Below are 17,014 nucleotides of genomic sequence, written 5' to 3'. Positions count from 1 at the left end.
CAGGAGGGAAGACACCGTGGGAGAACCACTCACCGTCGGCGTCGACTTCGGCACGCTGTCGGGCCGCGCGGTGGTCGTGCGCGTGGCTGACGGGGCCGAACTCGGCTCCGCCGTCTTCGAGTACCCGCACGGGGTGCTCGACGAGACGCTGCCCGCCACGGGCCGCGCGCTGCCGCCGGAATGGGCGCTGCAGGTACCGGCGGACTACGTCGGGGTGCTGCGCAACGCCGTCCCGGCGGCGCTGCGGGCCGCCGGCGTCGACGCGGCCGACGTCGTCGGCATCGCCACCGACTTCACCGCGTGCACGATGGTGCCGACGACCGCGGACGGGACGCCACTGTGCGAACTGCCCGAGTTCGAGGCCGAGCCGCACGCGTACGTGAAGCTCTGGAAGCACCACTCGGCGCAGCCGCAGGCCGTGCGGATCAACGAGCTGGCCCGCACCCGCGGCGAGAAGTGGCTCCCGCGCTACGGCGGGCTGATCTCCTCGGAGTGGGAGTTCGCCAAGGCGCTCGAGGTCTTCGAAGAGGCGCCCGCGGTCTACGCCGCGATGCGGCACTGGGTGGAGGCGGCCGACTGGATCGTCTGGCAGCTGACCGGCACCTACGTCCGCAACGCCTGCACCGCCGGCTACAAGGGCATCCTGCAGGACGGCCAGTACCCGAGCCGCGACTTCCTCCGCGAGCTCGCCCCCGGCTTCGAGTCCTTCGTGGCCGACAAGCTGGAACACCCGCTGGGGCAGCTGGGTTCCCGGGCAGGCTCGCTCACCGCCGAGGCCGCGGCCTGGACCGGGCTGCCGGAAGGCATCGCGGTCGCCGTCGGCAACGTCGACGCGCACGTCACCGCGCCCGCCGCCCAGGCCGTCGAGCCCGGCCAGATGGTGGCGATCATGGGCACCTCGACCTGCCACGTGATGAACGGCGCCGAGCTGCGCGAGGTCCCCGGCATGTGCGGCGTCGTCGAAGGCGGCATCGTGGCCGGGCTCTGGGGCTACGAGGCCGGCCAGAGCGGGGTCGGCGACATCTTCGGCTGGTTCGTCGAGCACGGCGTCCCGGCGGGCTACGAAGGGCACGAGCACCTCACCCGCCTCGCCGCCCAGCAGGAGATCGGCGAGCACGGCCTGATCGCGCTGGACTGGCACAGCGGCAACCGGTCGGTGCTGGTCGACCACGAGCTGTCCGGCGTCATCGTCGGGCAGACGCTGGCCACCCGCGCCCAGGACGTCTACCGCGCGCTGCTGGAGGCCACCGCCTTCGGCACCCGGAAGATCATCGAGACGTTCAACGCCGCCGGCGTCCCGGTCACCGAGCTGATCATCGCGGGCGGGCTGACGAAGAACGCGCTGCTCATGCAGATCTACGCCGACGTCACCAACCTCCCGCTGTCGGTGATCGGCTCCGGGCAGGGACCCGCGCTCGGGTCGGCCATCCACGCGGCCGTCGCCGCCGGCGCCCACGCGGACATCCGCGCGGCCGCCGCCGCGATGGGCTCGGTCGAGCGCGCGGTGTACCGGCCGGTGGCCGCCCACGTCGCCGCCTACGACGAGCTGTACGCCGAATACACCGAGCTCCACGACTACTTCGGCCGCGGCGGCAACGATGTCATGCACCGCCTCGCCGCGCGCCGCCGTGCCGTCTCGAAGGCCGTCTCGAAAGGACAGTCCTGATGTCGCTGACCGGTGAAGTGCTCGACACCGTCGCCGAACTCCGGGAGACGGTCGCGAAGCTGCACGGCGAACTGACCCGCAACGAGCTGGTCATCTGGACCGCGGGCAACGTCTCGGCCCGGGTCCCGGGCCGGGACCTGCTGGTCATCAAGCCCTCGGGCGTGTCCTACGACAACCTGTCCGCGGACACCATGGTCGTCACCGACCTGCACGGCGAACTCGTCGAAGGCGACCTCGCGCCGTCGTCCGACACCGCCGCGCACGCCTACGTCTACCGGCACATGCCGGAAATCGGCGGCGTCGTGCACACCCACTCGACCTACGCCACGGCGTGGGCGGCCCGCGGCGAACCGATCCCGTGCGTGCTCACGATGATCGCCGACGAGTTCGGCGGCGAGATCCCGATCGGGCCGTTCGCCCTGATCGGCGACGACTCCATCGGCCGGGGCATCGTCGAAACGCTTCGCTCGAGCCGCTCGCCCGCGGTCCTGATGCGCAACCACGGCCCGTTCACCGTCGGCCGCACCGCCCGCGACGCGGTCAAGGCCGCGGTGATGGTCGAGGACGTGGCCCGCACCGTCCACAAGGCCTTCGAGCTCGGCACCCCCGAACCCCTCCCGCCCGAGGACGTCGACCGGCTCTACGCCCGGTACCAGAACGTCTACGGCCAGCACTGAACTTTCCAAGGAGAACGATGACTTCGGCATCGAAACCCCAGCTCTGGTTCCTGACCGGAAGCCAGGCCCTCTACGGCGAGGAGACCCTCGAGCAGGTCGCCGGCCAGTCGCTGCGCATCCAGCAGCTGCTGACCGCCTCGGGCGCGCTCCCGGCCGAGATCGTTGGCAAGCCGGTGCTGACCGAGGCCTCCTCGATCCGCCGCGTGCTGCAGGAGGCCAACGCCGACGCCGCCTGCGTCGGCGTGATCGCGTGGATGCACACCTTCTCGCCCGCGAAGATGTGGATCACCGGGCTCGACGCGCTGCGCAAGCCGCTGCTGCACCTGCACACGCAGCTCAACGAGGCACTCCCGTGGTCCACCATCGACATGGACTTCATGAACCTCAACCAGGCCGCGCACGGCGACCGGGAGTTCGGGTTCATCCAGACCCGCCTCGGCATGCCGCGCAAGACCGTGGCCGGGCACGTGTCCGACCCGGCCGTGGTCGCGCGGATCGACGCGTGGGCGCGGGCGGCGATCGGGGCCGACCACCTGCGCAACCTGCGGCTCGCCCGGTTCGGCGACAACATGCGCGACGTCGCCGTCACCGAAGGCGACAAGGTCGAGGCCGAGCTGCGGTTCGGCGTCTCGGTCAACACCTACGGCGTCAACGACCTGGTCGAACTGGTGGACCGGGTTTCCGAAAAGGACACCGTGGACGAGCTGGTGGCCGCCTACGCCGCGGACTACGACGTGGTTCCGGAGCTGGCGGCCGGGGGAGCGCGGCACGAGTCGCTGCGCTACGCGGCCCGGATCGAAGCGGGCCTGCGGAAGTTCCTCACCGACGGCGGGTTCGGCGCGTTCACCACGAACTTCGAGGACCTCGGCGGGCTGCGCCAGCTGCCCGGCCTCGCGGTGCAGCGCCTGATGGCCGACGGCTACGGCTTCGGCGGCGAAGGCGACTGGAAGACCTCGGCGCTGCTCGCCGCGGTCAAGGCGATGACCGTGGGCCTCGATCGCGGCACGTCGTTCATGGAGGACTACACCTACCACTTCGGGCCCGGCAAGCCGAAGATCCTCGGGGCGCACATGCTCGAGGTCTGCCCGAGCATCGCCGCCGCCAAGCCGTCGTGCGAGATCCACGCGCTGGGCATCGGCGGCCGCGAGGACCCGGTCCGGCTGGTGTTCGACGCCGCGCCCGGCCCCGGCGTCGTGCTCGGCCTGGTCGACCTCGGCGACCGGTTCCGGCTGGTGGCGAACGAGATCGACGTCGTCGCGCCGGACGAGCCGCTGCCGAACCTGCCGGTCGCGCGGGCGGTCTGGGAGCCGGCGCCGTCGCTGGCGACGTCCGCGGAGTCCTGGATCACCGCGGGCGGTCCGCACCACACCGTGCTCACCCAGGCCGTGGGTACGGAGACCCTCCGCGACTTCGCGAACCTGCTCGGAGTAGAACTGCTGGTCATCGACAAGGACACGACCCCGCACGACTTCGCCGACCGGATCCGGTGGAACCAGGCCTACCACCGGCTCGCCCAGGGTTTCTGACCGGGCACTTTCACGTGAAAGTGCCCGGTCGTTGAGAAAGGAAGAAGGAACGATGAAGTTCACCAGAGGAATCGCGGCGGTCGCCGCCGCGGGACTCGTGCTCACGCTCTCGGCGTGCGGCTCGAGCCAGAAGACCGCGGACCAGACGGCCGCGCCCGGCGCCAGCGCCGAGGGCAGCCTGGTCGGCGTCACCATGCCGACGAAGTCGTCGGAACGCTGGATCCACGACGGCGACAACATCAAGGCCGCCCTGGAGAAGCTCGGCTACAAGGTCGACCTCCAGTACGCCGAGAACGACATCCCCACCCAGGTGAACCAGATCGAGAACCAGATCACCAAGGGCGCCAAGGTCCTGATCATCGCCTCGATCGACGGCACCGCCATCACCACCCAGCTGCAGGAAGCCGCGGACAAGAAGATCCCGGTCATCGCCTACGACCGGCTGATCCGCAATTCGCCGAACGTCGACTACTACGCCACCTTCGACAACTTCAAGGTCGGCGTCGAGCAGGCGAACTCGCTGGTCAAGGGCCTCGGTGACGGTCCCGGTCCGTTCAACATCGAGCTGTTCGCCGGTTCCCCGGACGACAACAACGCGACCTTCTTCTTCAACGGCGCGATGTCCGTCCTCAAGCCCCTGATGGACAGCGGCAAGCTGGTCGTCAAGAGCGGCCAGACCGACTTCGCCCGCGCGGCCATCCTCCGCTGGGACCCGGCCACCGCGCAGCGGCGCATGGAAGACCTGCTCACCAAGACCTACACCGGTGGCGCGAAGGTCCAGGGCGTGCTCTCGCCGTACGACGGCCTGTCGATCGGCATCCTGTCGGCGCTGAAGAGCAACGGCTACGGCACCGCCGGCCAGCCGTACGCGATCGTCACCGGACAGGACGCCGAGGTCGCCTCGGTCAAGTCCATCATCGCCGGTGAGCAGTACTCGACGGTCTTCAAGGACACCCGCAAGCTCGCCGACACCACCGTCAAGATGGCCGACGCGGTGCTCAAGGGCGGCAAGCCCGAGGTCAACAACACGAAGGACTACGACAACGGCAAGAAGGTCGTCCCGTCCTACCTGCTGCAGCCGGTCACCGTGGACAAGGCCAACTACCAGAAGGAACTGGTCGACTCGGGCTACTACACGGCAGGTCAGCTGAAATGACCGAACTGCTCGGCATGCGCGGGATCACCAAGACCTTCCCCGGGGTCAAGGCGCTGTCGGACGTCACTCTTTCCGTGCGCCGCGGGGAAATCCACGCGATCTGCGGGGAGAACGGCGCCGGGAAGTCCACCCTGATGAAGGTGCTCTCGGGCGTCTACCCCCACGGGACGTACGACGGCGAGATCACCTTCGACGGGCAGCGGTGCGAGTTCGGGTCGGTGCGCGACAGCGAACGGCGCGGGATCGTGATCATCCACCAGGAACTCGCGCTGTGCGGCCAGTTGTCGATCGCGGAGAACATCTTCCTCGGCAACGAACAGGCCAAGCGCGGCTGGATCGACTGGAACCGCACCAACCACGAGGCCGGCGCGCTGCTCAAGCGCGTCGGCCTCGCCGAAAACGCCACGCGGGCGGTGCAGGAGCTCGGTGTCGGCAAGCAGCAGCTCGTCGAGATCGCCAAGGCACTGTCCAAAGAGGTCAAGCTGCTGATCCTCGACGAGCCGACCGCGGCGCTCAACGACGACGACTCGGCCCACCTGCTCGAGCTGCTGCGCGGGCTGCGGGACGAGGGCGTCACGTGCGTGATCATCTCGCACAAGCTCGGCGAGGTGACGGCGATCGCCGACACCGTCACGATCCTGCGTGACGGCCGGACGATCGAAACGCTCGACGCGGCGGGGCTGACCGAGGAGCGCATCATCACCGGAATGGTCGGCCGCGACCTCGAGCACCGGTTCCCGCCGCGGGAGCCGGACATCGGCGAAGAGGTGCTGCGGATCGAGGACTGGACGGTGCACAGCCCGTCCCAGGCCGGCCGGGTCGTCGTCGACCGCGCGTCGCTTTCGCTGCGGCGCGGGGAGATCGTCGGGCTCGCCGGGCTGATGGGCGCGGGCCGCACCGAGCTCGCGATGAGCGTGTTCGGCCGGTCGTACGGCAAGGACATCTCCGGGCGGATCTTCAAGCACGGCAAGGAGATCGAGATCCGGTCGGTGCAGGAGGCGGTCCGCCACGGCCTCGCCTACGCCACCGAGGACCGGAAGCGCTACGGGCTCAACCTGATCGAGGACATCCAGCGCAACGTGTCCGCGGCCGGGCTGGGCAAGCTGGCCAAGCGTGGCTGGGTCAACGAGCACGCCGAGCACGACACCGCCAACCGCTACCGCCGCGACCTGCGGATCAAGGCGCCGAGCGTGCAGAGCGTGACCGGGAAGCTCTCCGGCGGCAACCAGCAGAAGGTCGTGCTGGCCAAGTGGATCTTCACCGATCCGGACGTGCTGATCCTGGACGAGCCGACCCGCGGTATCGACGTGGGCGCGAAGTTCGAGATCTACACGATCATCAACGAGCTGGCCGCTCAGGGGAAGGCCGTCCTGGTCATCTCCTCCGAGCTGCCGGAGCTGCTCGGGCTCTGCGACCGGATCTACGCGCTGTCGGCGGGCCGGATCACCGGCGAGGCCCGGCGGGAAGAAGCCACTCAAGAACTGCTGATGCAGTACATGACTAAGGAACGGGAATGACCACGACCGAAGCGCGGCCCGCCGGGCCCCCGGTTGAGCGCTCCAAGCGGAGGATCTCGATCAACCCGCGCCAGAGCGGCATCTACGTCGCGTTCGCGCTGATCGTGGTGCTGTTCGAGGTGCTCACCGGCGGTGCGCTGCTGGAACCGCAGAACATCTCCAACATCATCGTGCAGAACTCGTACGTGCTGATCCTCGCGATCGGGATGATCCTGGTGATCATCTCCGGGCACATCGACCTGTCCGCCGGGTCGGTCGTCGCGATGACCGGCGCCGTGTCGGCGGTGCTGATGGTGGACTCGCACGTTCCGTGGTTCTGGGCGGTGCTGATCACCCTCGTCGTGGGCGCGGCGATCGGCGCGTGGCAGGGCTACTGGGTCGCCTACTTCGGCATCCCGGCGTTCATCGTGACGCTCGCCGGCATGCTGGCGTTCCGGGCGCTGACCCTGACGGTGCTGGGCAACCAGGGCATCGGCCCGTTCCCGGACACCATCCGCACGCTGTCGAACGGCTTCACCGACGGCTACCTGGGCAACATCGGCCTCGGCCCGCTCGGCGGCGCCGACGTGGTGTCGCTGCTCGCCGGGGTCGCCGCGGTGGCCGGGATCGTGTTCACGCAGTGGCGCAAGCGCGTGGGACGGCTGGGCTACGGCCAGGACGTGGACCCCTTCCCGATGTTCGTGCTGAAGCTGGCGGGGATCGCGGTGCTGGTGCTGGCACTGGTCGTGCAGCTGGCCCGGTTCAAGAACCTGCCGTGGGTGCTCATCCTGCTCGCGGCGCTGGTGCTCGGCTACTCGCTGGTGGCCGGGAAGTCGGTGTTCGGACGGCACATCTACGCCGTGGGCGGCAACCTGCAGGCCGCGACCCTGTCCGGGGTCAAGGTCAAGCAGGTGACGTTCTGGATCTTCGTCAACATGGGCGTGCTGGCCGCGCTGGCGGGCATCATCTTCGCCGGCCGGCTCAACCAGGCGGGCCCGACGGCCGGCATCAACTTCGAGCTCGACGCGATCGCGGCGGCGTTCATCGGCGGCGCGGCCGTCCAGGGCGGCGTCGGCAAGGTGGTCGGCGCGATCACCGGCGGCCTGATCATGGCGGTGATCAACAACGGCATGTCCCTGATCGGCGCCCCGAGCGAGCGGGTGATGCTGGTCAAGGGCGTCGTGCTGCTGGCCGCGGTGGCCTACGACATCTGGACGAAGCGCCGCGCGGCTTCCTGAGCGCCGGGAGTTTTCCGAGGGGGCCTTTCCCGGACGCGGGGGAGGCCCCCTCTTCGTGTGGGTGACGACCTTCGTCGGATGGCGTTTTCGAAGTCCTCGAACCGCATTGACCGTGCCCGCGCGGGCTGTGACAGTCCAGGGCATGCGCCGGCTCGTCTTCGCTCTGGTCACCCTGCTGCTGTGCGGCATCTGCGTCCCGGCCGCGGTGGCGGCACCCGGTCGCGCCCGCACCGAAACCGTGCTGGCCACCGGCTGGCGGTTCCACCTCGGTGACGTTCCCGGCGCCGCGGCCCCCGATTTCGACGATTCGGCCTGGACGCCGGTTTCGCTGCCCCACACGTGGAACGCGGCCGACGGAGCCGACGGCGGTGGCAACTACCGGCGCGACGTCGGCTGGTACCGGACCCGGCTGGCCGTCCCGGCCGGGGACCGGCGGGTGTTCCTGCAGTTCGACGGCGCGAACCTGGTCACCGACGTCTACGTCGGCGGCCACCGCGCCGGCCGGCACGAAGGCGGCTACTCCGGCTTCCGGTTCGACATCACCGGTCTCGCGCCCGCCGGGCGGACGGTGCCCGTCGCCGTGGCGGTCGACAACCGGAAGAACGCGGACGTCGCGCCGCTCGACGGCGACTTCACCCTGTTCGGTGGCCTCTACCGCGACGTCCGGCTGGTCGTCACCGACCCGGTGCACGTCGACGCGCTCGACTACGGCGGCCCCGGTGTCACCGTGCGCCAGAAGGAGCTCACCGCGGCGGCGGCGGACCTGGCGGTGACCACCCGGGTCACCAACGACGCGGCGGTGACGCGGCGGATCCCCGTCCGGACCGTGGTCCGGGACGCTGCGGGCCGGGTCGTGGCGATGTCGGGGACCACGGTCACCGTGGGGGCCGGCCGCACCGTGCCGGTACCGACCGCGGTGCGCATCCGTGCCCCGCACCGGTGGAACGGCGTACGGGATCCCTACCGGTATTCGGTCACCGCGGAGGTGGGCGGCGACGCGGTGACCGTCCCGCTGGGACTGCGGACCTTCGCCGTCGATCCGGACCGCGGGTTCTTCCTCAACGGCGTCCCGTACCCGCTGCACGGGGTGAACACCCAGCTGCCCAGCCGTCCGGACCGGGGTGCGGCGGTCTCCGGCGCCGACATCGACGCCGACTACGCGCTGATCGCCGAGCTGGGTGCGAACGCCGTCCGGATGGCCCACTACCAGCATTCGCCCCGCGAATACGAACTCGCCGACCGGCTGGGCCTGGTGGTGTGGACGGAAGTGCCGCTGGTCGGCTTCGTCACCGATTCCCCGGCCTTCACGGCGAACGCCGAAGCACAGGCACACGAGCTGGTCCGGCAGAACCAGCACCACCCGTCGGTGGCGCTGTGGGGCCTCGGCAACGAGGAGTACGTCTCCAGCCCGGCCGCCAACGCCGTGCTCGCCGCGGTCCAGGCCGTCTTCCGCGCCGACGACCCGGACCGGCTCACGAGCTACGCGCACTGCTGCCTGTCCGACACCGACGCACTGGCCGGGCACGCGGACCTCACCGGCTACAACCGCTACTACGGCTGGTACCTCCCCGACGCCGGGAGCCTGGGGAAGTGGGCCGACGAGCTGCACCGGGCCGATCCGGGCCGCCGGTTCTCGGTCTCGGAGTACGGTGCGGGCGCGAGCGTCCGGCAGCACGAGCAGCACCCCGTGCCGCCGGTGCCGGGCGGGCACTGGCACCCCGAGGAGTACCAGGCGGAGGTCGCCGAGGCGTCGTGGCGGGCGATCGAGTCCCGGCCGTACCTGTGGGGCAGCTTCGTCTGGGTGATGTTCGACTTCGCGTCGGACGGCCGCAACGAGGGCGACCGGCCGGGGATCAACGACAAGGGGCTCGTCACCGACGACCGGGTGACCCGGAAGGACGCCTTCTACTGGTACCAGGCGAACTGGTCGGCGCGGCCGGTCCTGCACATCACGTCCGCCCGCGACTCGGTCCGGACGACCGCCACGACCGACGTCAAGGTCTACGCCGGCACCGCGCCGGTCAGCCTGTCGGTCAACGGCGTCCCGCTCGGCACCCGGGTCCCGGGCGGTCACCTCGCCGTCTGGCCCGGCGTCGCCCTGCAACCGGGACCCAACGTCGTGCGGGCGACGTCGGTCCAGGGCGGTCGGCTGCACACCGACACGGTGACCTGGGTCCGGCAGCCGTAACGGGTCACTGGTTGCAGCGCTTGCCGGTGTTGATGCAGTTGACGACCTGGTTCATCAGGCGCTGGCCCAGCTGCGGCACGTTCTTGAAGCCCTGCGGGCACTTGCCCCGCTGGTCGGCGAACACGATGTGCGTGCGGTGGTTGGCGCTGTCGATGTTCTTGCCGTCCCAGCAGTTCGGGAAGGCGTGGATGCGCTCGACCTTGCTGTTCGGCGGGTAGATCGGGTAGTGGTCGGTGAGCCGGTCCTCGAAGCCGGTGCAGGTCCAGCTCGGCCGGGCGTTGGCCGGGCCGTTGGCCGATCGTGATGGCGATCCGGTCGATGGTGGCCGCGCGCTTGTCCTTGAGCGGGCCGACCACGGCGTTCTGGATGTCCTGCGGGGTCTTGAGGTCGCCGTTGGCGATCCGCTTGCCGGCTTCGTCGATCTGCTTGTCCAGCAGGTCGAGGTTGCGGTCGACCTCGGCCATCGCCTGGTCGGGGACGTCGGGCAGCTTGCTCGCGACGTCGGGGCACTCGATCTGGGTGCTCGCCTTGTCCTTGGCGCTGCCTGCCCGGTCGGGCTGCGTGGCGGGCGGGTTGTTTTCCGCCTCGCCGGTGTCGATGCGGACGACGGGCCAGAAGTAGGCGGACTTGTCGCCGTTCTTGCAGGTGGTACCGGCCTTCGCGAGGCTCTTGTTGTTCGAGTCGGCGTTGGTGGAGAGGTTGCCGACGTAGCCGTGCAGGTGCTGGGCACCGTTCTTGATGCCGGGCTGGGCGATGAAGTTGTCCGGGTTGAAGTGCGGAGCGGCCGGCGGTTGGGGGGAACGGCCGCCGGCGGGAACCGGTTCAGGCCGTTGCCGTTTCGTTATTTATGGAAAGTGAACAAAGCTCACGTCTATCGGTGTGATCGCTAACATCGACCCATGCCCGTGGACGACGCAGGTCCCGACGGCCCGCTCCGCGCGCGGCCCCTCCGGCGGCGGGGCACGCTCGGGGTGATCGCGACCGGGTCGTCGGCGTCCGGGCCGGTGTTGCACGGCCTCCGCACGGCCGCCCGCGAACAGGAATACGCGCTGAGCGTCTTCAGCGTGCCGGGCACCGGCGGCGCGGCGGTGCCGGCCGCGGTGGCCGGCCTGCAGCTGCAGGGCGTCGCCGGGATCGTGGTGCTCGACGGGCACCTGCTGGCCGAACTGGCCCCGGTCGCCGGCATCCCGCTGGTCCCCGCGGCGTCGACCGACCAGTACGCGGGCGCGCGCCAGGCCACGGAACACCTCCTCGCACTCGGGCACCCGACGGTCTGGCACCTCGGCGGCCCGGAGGACGGACCGGTGGCCCGCGCCCGCGAGCGCGGCTGGCGCGAGACCCTCGAACGCCACGGAGCGGAAGTGCCCCCGGTGGTCCGCGGCGACTGGTCCGCCCGGTCGGGCTTCCGCGCCGGCCAGTCCCTGGCGGTCGAATCCGGCGTGGGCGCGGTGTTTTCGGCGAACGACCACATGGCGCTGGGGCTGCTGGCGGCGTTCGCGGAGGCGGGCATGCGCGTCCCGCGCGACGCCCACGTGGTCGGCTTCGACGACGTGCCCGAGGCGGCGTACTTCGCCCCACCGCTGACCACGGTCCGCCAGGACCACGTGGCGGCGGGCCACCGGACGCTGGCCACTCTGGCGGCCCGCATCGACGGCGTGGCGGTGCCGCCGTGGGGAACGGTCGAGGCGGAGCTGGTGGTGCGGGAGAGCAGCCGCTGCCTCCGGGGCGTTTGACCCGAAGGCCGAACGCTCCGGAAGCCACGGGCAACCCGCTCCGAAGGGGAACCGCCAGGGTCACGAAGGCGGTCGAGCCGCCTCGCCGGCCGGCGCCGGGGGACGGGGCCGCAGCGCCCGGATGACCGTGTCCGCCGCGAGTTCGCCCGAGCGCACGGCGCCTTCGATGTAGCCGTACCAGCGGGGTGAAGTTTCCGTTCCCGCCCAATGGATCCGGCCGACGGCGGCGCGGAGTGCGGAGCCCGGCCCGGTCCAGGTGCCCGGCGGGAACACGGCCGCGTAGGCGCCACGGGTGAACGGCTCGTCGTTCCAGTTCTGCTCGACGAAGGCCGTGGGCCGGGCGGCCGGTGGACCGAACAGGCGGCTCAGCGCATCGAGCAGGAGGGCCCGGCGGCCGGCCTCGGAGCAGGTGGCGAGGTCTCGGGCGGCTCGGCCGCCGACGAAGGCGATCAGGACGCCGCGCCGTCCGGACTGCGGGCTGCTGTCGACGGTCATCGTGATGGGGCCGCGCAAACTGAGGGCCGCGCCGCTGAGACCGGCCGTCCGCCAGAACGGTTCCGGGTACGTGGCGATGTACTTCAGCACGCTGCCCATGGGGAGGCGCTGCAGGAGGTTGTCGCGGACGGCGGGCATCGGCGGGTGGTAGGCGATCCGGCTCGCGAGCGGCGGAGGAACCGCGACCACCACCTGTCCGGTCCGCCAGGCGGTTCCGGCTTCGGTGATCACGGTGGCGCCGCGGTCGTCCTGCTCGATCCGCCGGACCGGGGTGTCCAGGAGCAGGCCGGCGCCCAGGCCGGCGGCGAGCCGGCGGGCGAGGCCATGGGCACCGCACACCAGCCGGTCCTGTTGCGCGCCGCCTTCGAAATCGGTGAGCGCCGACAGGCTGCCCGCTGATTTGACGTAGAACAGGGCGTGCAGCAGCGACAGCTCACCCGGTTCACAGGCCCAGATGGCCCGGACGGCGAGAGCGAGGAACCGGCGCCCGCCCCGGGTGCGCACCGTGCGGTCGATCCACGACTGCAGGGTCTGCCCGTCGAGCGCGGCCGCATCCGGGCTGCGCCACGGTGTTCCGGTGTCGATGGTGCCGGCCAGCCGGTCCAGGCGAAACCGCGCCTGCGCGACGTCGAGCAGCGTCACCGGGCCGAGCCTCGGCGCCATGCCGCGGAACCGCCGCAACCGGCCGGTCCCGGTCTCGAGCACGTTCGAGCCCGCCGTGTACGTCGGAAAGGTGGCGATGCCGAGTTCCGCGGCGAGCGCGTACACCCGGTCCTGGCCCGGCCCGATGAACTGGCCGCCGAGGTCGACGGGCTCGCCGTCGACCTCGGCACCGGCTGTCCGGCCGCCGGGTCGAGGACCGGCTTCGAGGACGAGGACGCCGACGCCCCGGCTGCGCAGCCGATGTGCGCACACGAGACCGGCCATACCGGCGCCGACCACGACGACATCGACTTCGGGGTGGTGGGGGGACACGAAACCTCCTGGGTGGGTCGGGCGCGTTCGCGACGTGCGCGAACACGCCGGCGCACCCACCTACCACCACGGCGCCGACTGACTGCGGATTCACTTGTCCGCGGATCATTTCCGGTCCACCGTCACGCTGTCAACCGCCGGCGACCGGCCAGGCGACTGCGCTACGGCAGCTTCAAGCGATCGCCGAGCCCGCGGATGTGGTCCACCCCGCCGCAGCCGAGGTCGAGCTGGCGGCGGCGCTCCGCGACGAACGCCCGGCCGAGCCCCGTGCGGTCCGAAGTGGACATCGTGCGGCGCAGTTCGTTGAGCAGCCCGCGTTCCTCGCCGCGGACGTGCGTGTCCACGGCGTTCTCCAAGCGCAGCAAGGCCGGTTCGAATTCGCCGCCCTCCAGGACCGCGAGCAGGTCTTCGGCGAACGGTTGACCCGGCGCGGCCGGGTGGACGATCCGCTCGGTCGCCGTCGCGTGGGCGACCAGCAGCGCCGACAGCTCCGCCACCAGCGCGGGCCGGTCGCCTTCGCTGTTGCGCAGGTCGCGCAGCAGCTGCTCGAACCGGCGGTGGTCGGCCAGCAGCACCTCGACCAGGTCCGACCCCGGCGCCGCGGCGGCCGGGGCCGGGCGCATCCAGCCGAACGTCAGCTCCACCGCCTGGCGCCAGTGCGCGTATTCGGAGTCGCGGCGGGCCGGGTCCATCGCCGGCAGCCACTGGCCGGCGCGGTGCCAGTTGCGCCGCAGTCCCTCCAGGTCCGGCCAGTACCCCACCGACAGCCCCGCCGCGTAGGCCGCGCCGAGCGACACCGTCTCCGCCACCATCGGGCGCACCACCGGCACGTCGAGGACGTCGGCGACGAACTGCATCAGCAGGTTGTCCGCGGTCATCCCGCCGTCGACCTTCAACGTCGACAGCGCCAGCCCGGAGTCGGCGTTCATGGCGTCGACGACCTCGCGGGTCTGCCAGCCGGTCGCCTCCAGCACCGCCCGCGCCAGGTGGCCCTTCGTGATGTACGACGTCAGCCCGGCGATCACGCCGCGGGCCTCGCTGTGCCAGTGCGGCGCGAACAGGCCGGAGAAGGCGGGCACGATGTAGCAGCCGCCGTTGTCGTCGACCGTCCGGGCGAGGGTCTCGATCTCGGGTGCGCTGCCGATCAGCTCCAGGCCGTCGCGGAACCACTGCACCAGCGACCCGGTGACGGCGATCGACCCTTCGAGCGCGTACACCGCGGGCTCGTCGCCGATCTTGAAGCCGACCGTGGTGAGCATCCCGTGGGTGGACAGCACCGGCGTCGGGCCGGTGTTGAGCAGCAGGAAGCTGCCCGTGCCGTAGGTGCACTTGGCCTCGCCGGGCGCGAAGCAGGTCTGGCCGAACAGGGCGGCCTGCTGATCGCCCAGCGCCGCCGCGATCCGGATGCCGGGCACGACGCGGCTGGTGGTGCCGTAGACCTCCGTCGAGGACCGGATCTGCGGCAGCATCGCCCGCGGGACGTCGAAGAACTCCAGGAGCTCGTCGTCCCAGTTCAGGGTGCGCAGGTTCATCAGCATGGTGCGGGAGGCGTTGGTGACGTCGGTGACGTGCACGCCGCCCTCGGCGCCGCCGGTGAGGTTCCAGATCAGCCAGCTCTCGATGGTCCCGAAGAGGACGTCGCCGCGCTCGGCCCGCTCGCGCAGCCCGGGCGTGCGTTCGAGCAGCCAGCGGATGCGGGGCGCGGAGAAGTAGGTCGCCAGCGGCAGCCCGCACAGCTGCCGCACGCGGTCGGCGCCGGGTTCGCGGGCGAGCTGTTCGAGCATGGCGTCGGTGCGGGTGTCCTGCCAGACGATCGCCCGCCCGACCGGGTTGCCGGTGCGCCGGTCCCAGAGGACGGTGGTCTCCCGCTGGTTGGCGATCCCGAGCCCGACGACCTGTTCGGCGCCCGCCCCGGCGTCGGCCAGTGCCTGCGGCACGATCCGGGCGACGTTCCGCCAGATCTCGGTCGCGTCGTGTTCGACCCAGCCGGGCCGCGGGAAGTGCTGCTGGTGCTCCCGCTGCACGACGGAGACGAGCCGGCCGCGGGCGTCGAACAGGATGCACCGGGTGGAGGTGGTGCCCTGGTCGATGGACATCACGTACCGCTGGACCATGGTCCTCCCTTCACCATCGGGACGCGCCGAGGTCGCGGGACACCGCGCGGGCCGCGTCGCGGACGTGACCGAGCAGCCGGGGGTTGGGGCTGCCGTCGTGCTCGCAGAGGCGCTCGACCGCCCCCGACACGCCGATCGCGCCGACCACGATGCCGCCGTGGCCGCGGATCGGGGCCGCGATGCCCGCCTCGCCGGAGACCATCTCGCCGTTCTCCTCCGCCCAGCCCGCCTCGCGCACCTTCGCACACGCACGCTTGATCGCCGTCTGGGTGACCAGCGTGCGGCGCGTGTACGGCTCCGGCGTGGCCTTCAACGTCGTGTCGTAGGCCAGCAGGACCTTGCCCAGCGCGGTCGCGTGCAGCGGCAGCAGCGTCCCGACGTCGAGGGTCTGCAGGCTGTCGTCCGGCCGGAACACGTGGTGCACGACCAGCACCCGGCCCTCCAGGGGCGCGCCGATCCGGACCGCCTCGCCGCTGCGCGCGGCCAGTGCGTCGGCCCAGTTGATCGCCCGGGACCGCAGCTCGTTGACGTCGAGGTAGCTCGTGCCCAGGTGCAGCAGCGCCGCGCCGAGCTGGTACTTGCCCGTGTCGCGGTCCTGCTCGACGAACCCGACGCCCTGCAGCGTGCGCAGGATCCCGTGCGCGGTGCCCTTCGCCAGCTCCAGTGATTCGGCGATCTCGCCGACTCCGAGGCGCCCCGAACCACGCGCCAGCAACCGCAGGATCGCGGCGGCGCGCTCGATGGACTGGATCGGACCGGGCACGGCGCGACCCTAACCGACCGGCCCCGATTCGACAATGTCGAACATCCACATCGGGCGTTCGACAATGCCGACCGCCGTCCGTTGACCCGCCTGACACGCGAACTTAACTTCACTCCATCAGTGGGGGGACAAGGTCCTTTGTGGAGGAAAGCAATGGTGCGAAACCTCAAGGCCCGCGGGCTCGGCGGCGAAATGGCCGCCGAGTTCGTGGGAACGATGATCCTCATCCTGTTCGGGTGCGGGGTGGTGGCGCAGGTCGTCGCCGCGGGCATCGGGGACCACGACAGCATCGCCTGGGCCTGGGGCCTCGGCGTCACGCTGGGTGTTTACGTCGCTTCGCGGATCAGCGGCGCGCACCTGAACCCGGCCGTGACCATCGCCCTCGCGGTGTTCAAGGGCTTCGAGTGGCGCAAGGTCGCCCCCTACGCACTGGCGCAGACCGCCGGCGCCTTCGTCGCCGCGCTGCTCGTGCGCTGGAACTACACCGAGGTGCTCAACGCCAAGGACCCCGGCCTCACCATCAAGACCCAGGGCGTGTTCTCCACCCTTCCGGGTAACGGCACGCTTCCGGTGGGTGACTGGGGTGCCTTCCGCGACCAGATCATCGGCACCGCGATCCTGCTGATCGTTCTCTTCGCCATCACCGACCTCCGCAACACCTCGCCGGGCGCGAACCTGGCCCCGGTCGTGGTCGGCTTCCTCGTCGTCGCCATCGGCATGGCCTGGGGCACGAACGCCGGCTACGCGATCAACCCCGCCCGCGACTTCGGCCCGCGCCTGGCCTCCTGGCTGACCGGCTACGACACGGCGTGGTCCGACCAGTACGGCTTCCCCTACTGGTGGATCCCGATCGTGGCGCCGGTCATCGGTGCCCTTGTCGGCGGCGCGATCTACAAGTTCCTGATCGAGCGCTTCCTCCCCACCGGGGACCCGCTGGACGCCATGCCCGCCAAGGACCTCGAGCCCGCCAACTGATTGAGGAGCACG

At 70.9% G+C, this 17,014-nt stretch carries 12 protein-coding genes and 1 pseudogene; 9 read left to right on the top strand and 4 right to left on the bottom strand.

Going from position 1 to position 17,014, the window contains the following annotated elements; translation table 11 throughout:
* Positions 1-16 precede the first annotated feature (16 nt).
* From araB to ACLJQE_RS09640, 7 genes are all read left to right on the top strand, one after another.
* The gene (araB, locus tag ACLJQE_RS09670; RefSeq protein WP_410638798.1) at positions 17-1,666 is read left to right on the top strand and encodes a ribulokinase; all 1,650 of its coding nucleotides are present in this window, start codon (positions 17-19) and stop codon (positions 1,664-1,666) included.
* A complete protein-coding gene (locus tag ACLJQE_RS09665) occupies positions 1,666-2,343 on the top strand; it encodes an L-ribulose-5-phosphate 4-epimerase (protein ID WP_086850157.1) in 678 nt (225 codons plus the stop codon). The genes araB and ACLJQE_RS09665 overlap by 1 nt, the downstream gene beginning before the upstream one ends.
* Positions 2,344-2,360: 17 nt before the next feature.
* Positions 2,361-3,869, top strand: coding sequence for an L-arabinose isomerase (gene araA, locus ACLJQE_RS09660; RefSeq protein WP_410638797.1), 1,509 nt, complete (start codon positions 2,361-2,363; stop codon positions 3,867-3,869).
* Between the two features lie 52 nt (positions 3,870-3,921).
* Positions 3,922-5,025 carry a multiple monosaccharide ABC transporter substrate-binding protein gene (chvE, locus tag ACLJQE_RS09655; RefSeq protein ID WP_410638796.1) on the top strand — a complete coding sequence of 368 codons (1,104 nt, stop codon included), beginning with the start codon at positions 3,922-3,924 and terminating at the stop codon, positions 5,023-5,025.
* Entirely contained in the window at positions 5,022-6,542 is a 1,521-nt protein-coding gene (gene mmsA / locus ACLJQE_RS09650) for a multiple monosaccharide ABC transporter ATP-binding protein (protein WP_410638795.1), read from the top strand. The genes chvE and mmsA overlap by 4 nt, the downstream gene beginning before the upstream one ends.
* Positions 6,539-7,759, top strand: coding sequence for a multiple monosaccharide ABC transporter permease (gene mmsB / locus ACLJQE_RS09645; protein WP_410638794.1), 1,221 nt, complete (start codon positions 6,539-6,541; stop codon positions 7,757-7,759). Before mmsA ends, mmsB begins: the two co-directional genes overlap by 4 nt.
* A 142-nt stretch (positions 7,760-7,901) precedes the next feature.
* Complete coding sequence (locus ACLJQE_RS09640; protein ID WP_410638793.1) at positions 7,902-9,947, top strand: glycoside hydrolase family 2 protein; 2,046 nt, start codon at positions 7,902-7,904, stop codon at positions 9,945-9,947.
* Between the two features lie 4 nt (positions 9,948-9,951).
* Here the strand turns inward: ACLJQE_RS09640 and ACLJQE_RS09635 are convergent.
* A pseudogene (locus tag ACLJQE_RS09635) lies at positions 9,952-10,723 on the bottom strand (DUF1996 domain-containing protein); the annotation flags it as partial.
* A 123-nt stretch (positions 10,724-10,846) separates the two neighbouring features.
* On the opposite strand from ACLJQE_RS09635, the gene ACLJQE_RS09630 reads away from it, so the two are divergent.
* Positions 10,847-11,680: a substrate-binding domain-containing protein gene (locus tag ACLJQE_RS09630; protein ID WP_410638792.1), complete on the top strand. Its 834-nt coding sequence runs from the start codon at positions 10,847-10,849 to the stop codon at positions 11,678-11,680.
* 60 nt (positions 11,681-11,740) lie between these two features.
* Here ACLJQE_RS09630 and ACLJQE_RS09625 read toward each other — a convergent pair whose 3' ends face one another.
* The 3 genes from ACLJQE_RS09625 to ACLJQE_RS09615 form a co-directional block, all read right to left on the bottom strand.
* Entirely contained in the window at positions 11,741-13,150 is a 1,410-nt protein-coding gene (locus ACLJQE_RS09625; RefSeq protein ID WP_410638791.1) for a flavin monoamine oxidase family protein, read from the bottom strand.
* 161 nt (positions 13,151-13,311) lie between these two features.
* Positions 13,312-15,264 carry a glycerol kinase GlpK gene (gene glpK, locus ACLJQE_RS09620; protein WP_410638790.1) on the bottom strand — a complete coding sequence of 651 codons (1,953 nt, stop codon included), beginning with the start codon at positions 15,262-15,264 and terminating at the stop codon, positions 13,312-13,314.
* Positions 15,265-15,274: 10 nt separating this feature from the next.
* Complete coding sequence (locus tag ACLJQE_RS09615) at positions 15,275-16,027, bottom strand: IclR family transcriptional regulator (protein ID WP_410638789.1); 753 nt, start codon at positions 16,025-16,027, stop codon at positions 15,275-15,277.
* A 153-nt stretch (positions 16,028-16,180) separates the two neighbouring features.
* Here ACLJQE_RS09615 and ACLJQE_RS09610 point away from each other — a divergent pair, with 153 nt between their 5' ends.
* Positions 16,181-17,002, top strand: coding sequence for an MIP/aquaporin family protein (locus ACLJQE_RS09610; RefSeq protein WP_410638788.1), 822 nt, complete (start codon positions 16,181-16,183; stop codon positions 17,000-17,002).
* Positions 17,003-17,014: the final 12 nt, after the last annotated feature.

The sequence above is a fragment of the Amycolatopsis sp. lyj-346 genome (assembly GCF_046548975.1).
Classification (GTDB): domain Bacteria; phylum Actinomycetota; class Actinomycetes; order Mycobacteriales; family Pseudonocardiaceae; genus Amycolatopsis.
Note: the sequence above shows the minus strand (reverse complement) of the source record. Positions and strands in the feature narration are given on the sequence as shown.

Coding starts and splice junctions, on each gene's coding strand:
- mmsA (WP_410638795.1), top strand. CDS start 5,022: ATGACCGAACTGCTCGGCATGCGCGGGATCACCAAGACCTTCCCCGGG.
- ACLJQE_RS09630 (WP_410638792.1), top strand. CDS start 10,847: ATGCCCGTGGACGACGCAGGTCCCGACGGCCCGCTCCGCGCGCGGCCC.
- araA (WP_410638797.1), top strand. CDS start 2,361: ATGACTTCGGCATCGAAACCCCAGCTCTGGTTCCTGACCGGAAGCCAG.
- mmsB (WP_410638794.1), top strand. CDS start 6,539: ATGACCACGACCGAAGCGCGGCCCGCCGGGCCCCCGGTTGAGCGCTCC.
- chvE (WP_410638796.1), top strand. CDS start 3,922: ATGAAGTTCACCAGAGGAATCGCGGCGGTCGCCGCCGCGGGACTCGTG.
- ACLJQE_RS09640 (WP_410638793.1), top strand. CDS start 7,902: ATGCGCCGGCTCGTCTTCGCTCTGGTCACCCTGCTGCTGTGCGGCATC.
- ACLJQE_RS09665 (WP_086850157.1), top strand. CDS start 1,666: ATGTCGCTGACCGGTGAAGTGCTCGACACCGTCGCCGAACTCCGGGAG.
- ACLJQE_RS09610 (WP_410638788.1), top strand. CDS start 16,181: ATGGTGCGAAACCTCAAGGCCCGCGGGCTCGGCGGCGAAATGGCCGCC.
- glpK (WP_410638790.1), bottom strand. CDS start 15,264: ATGGTCCAGCGGTACGTGATGTCCATCGACCAGGGCACCACCTCCACC.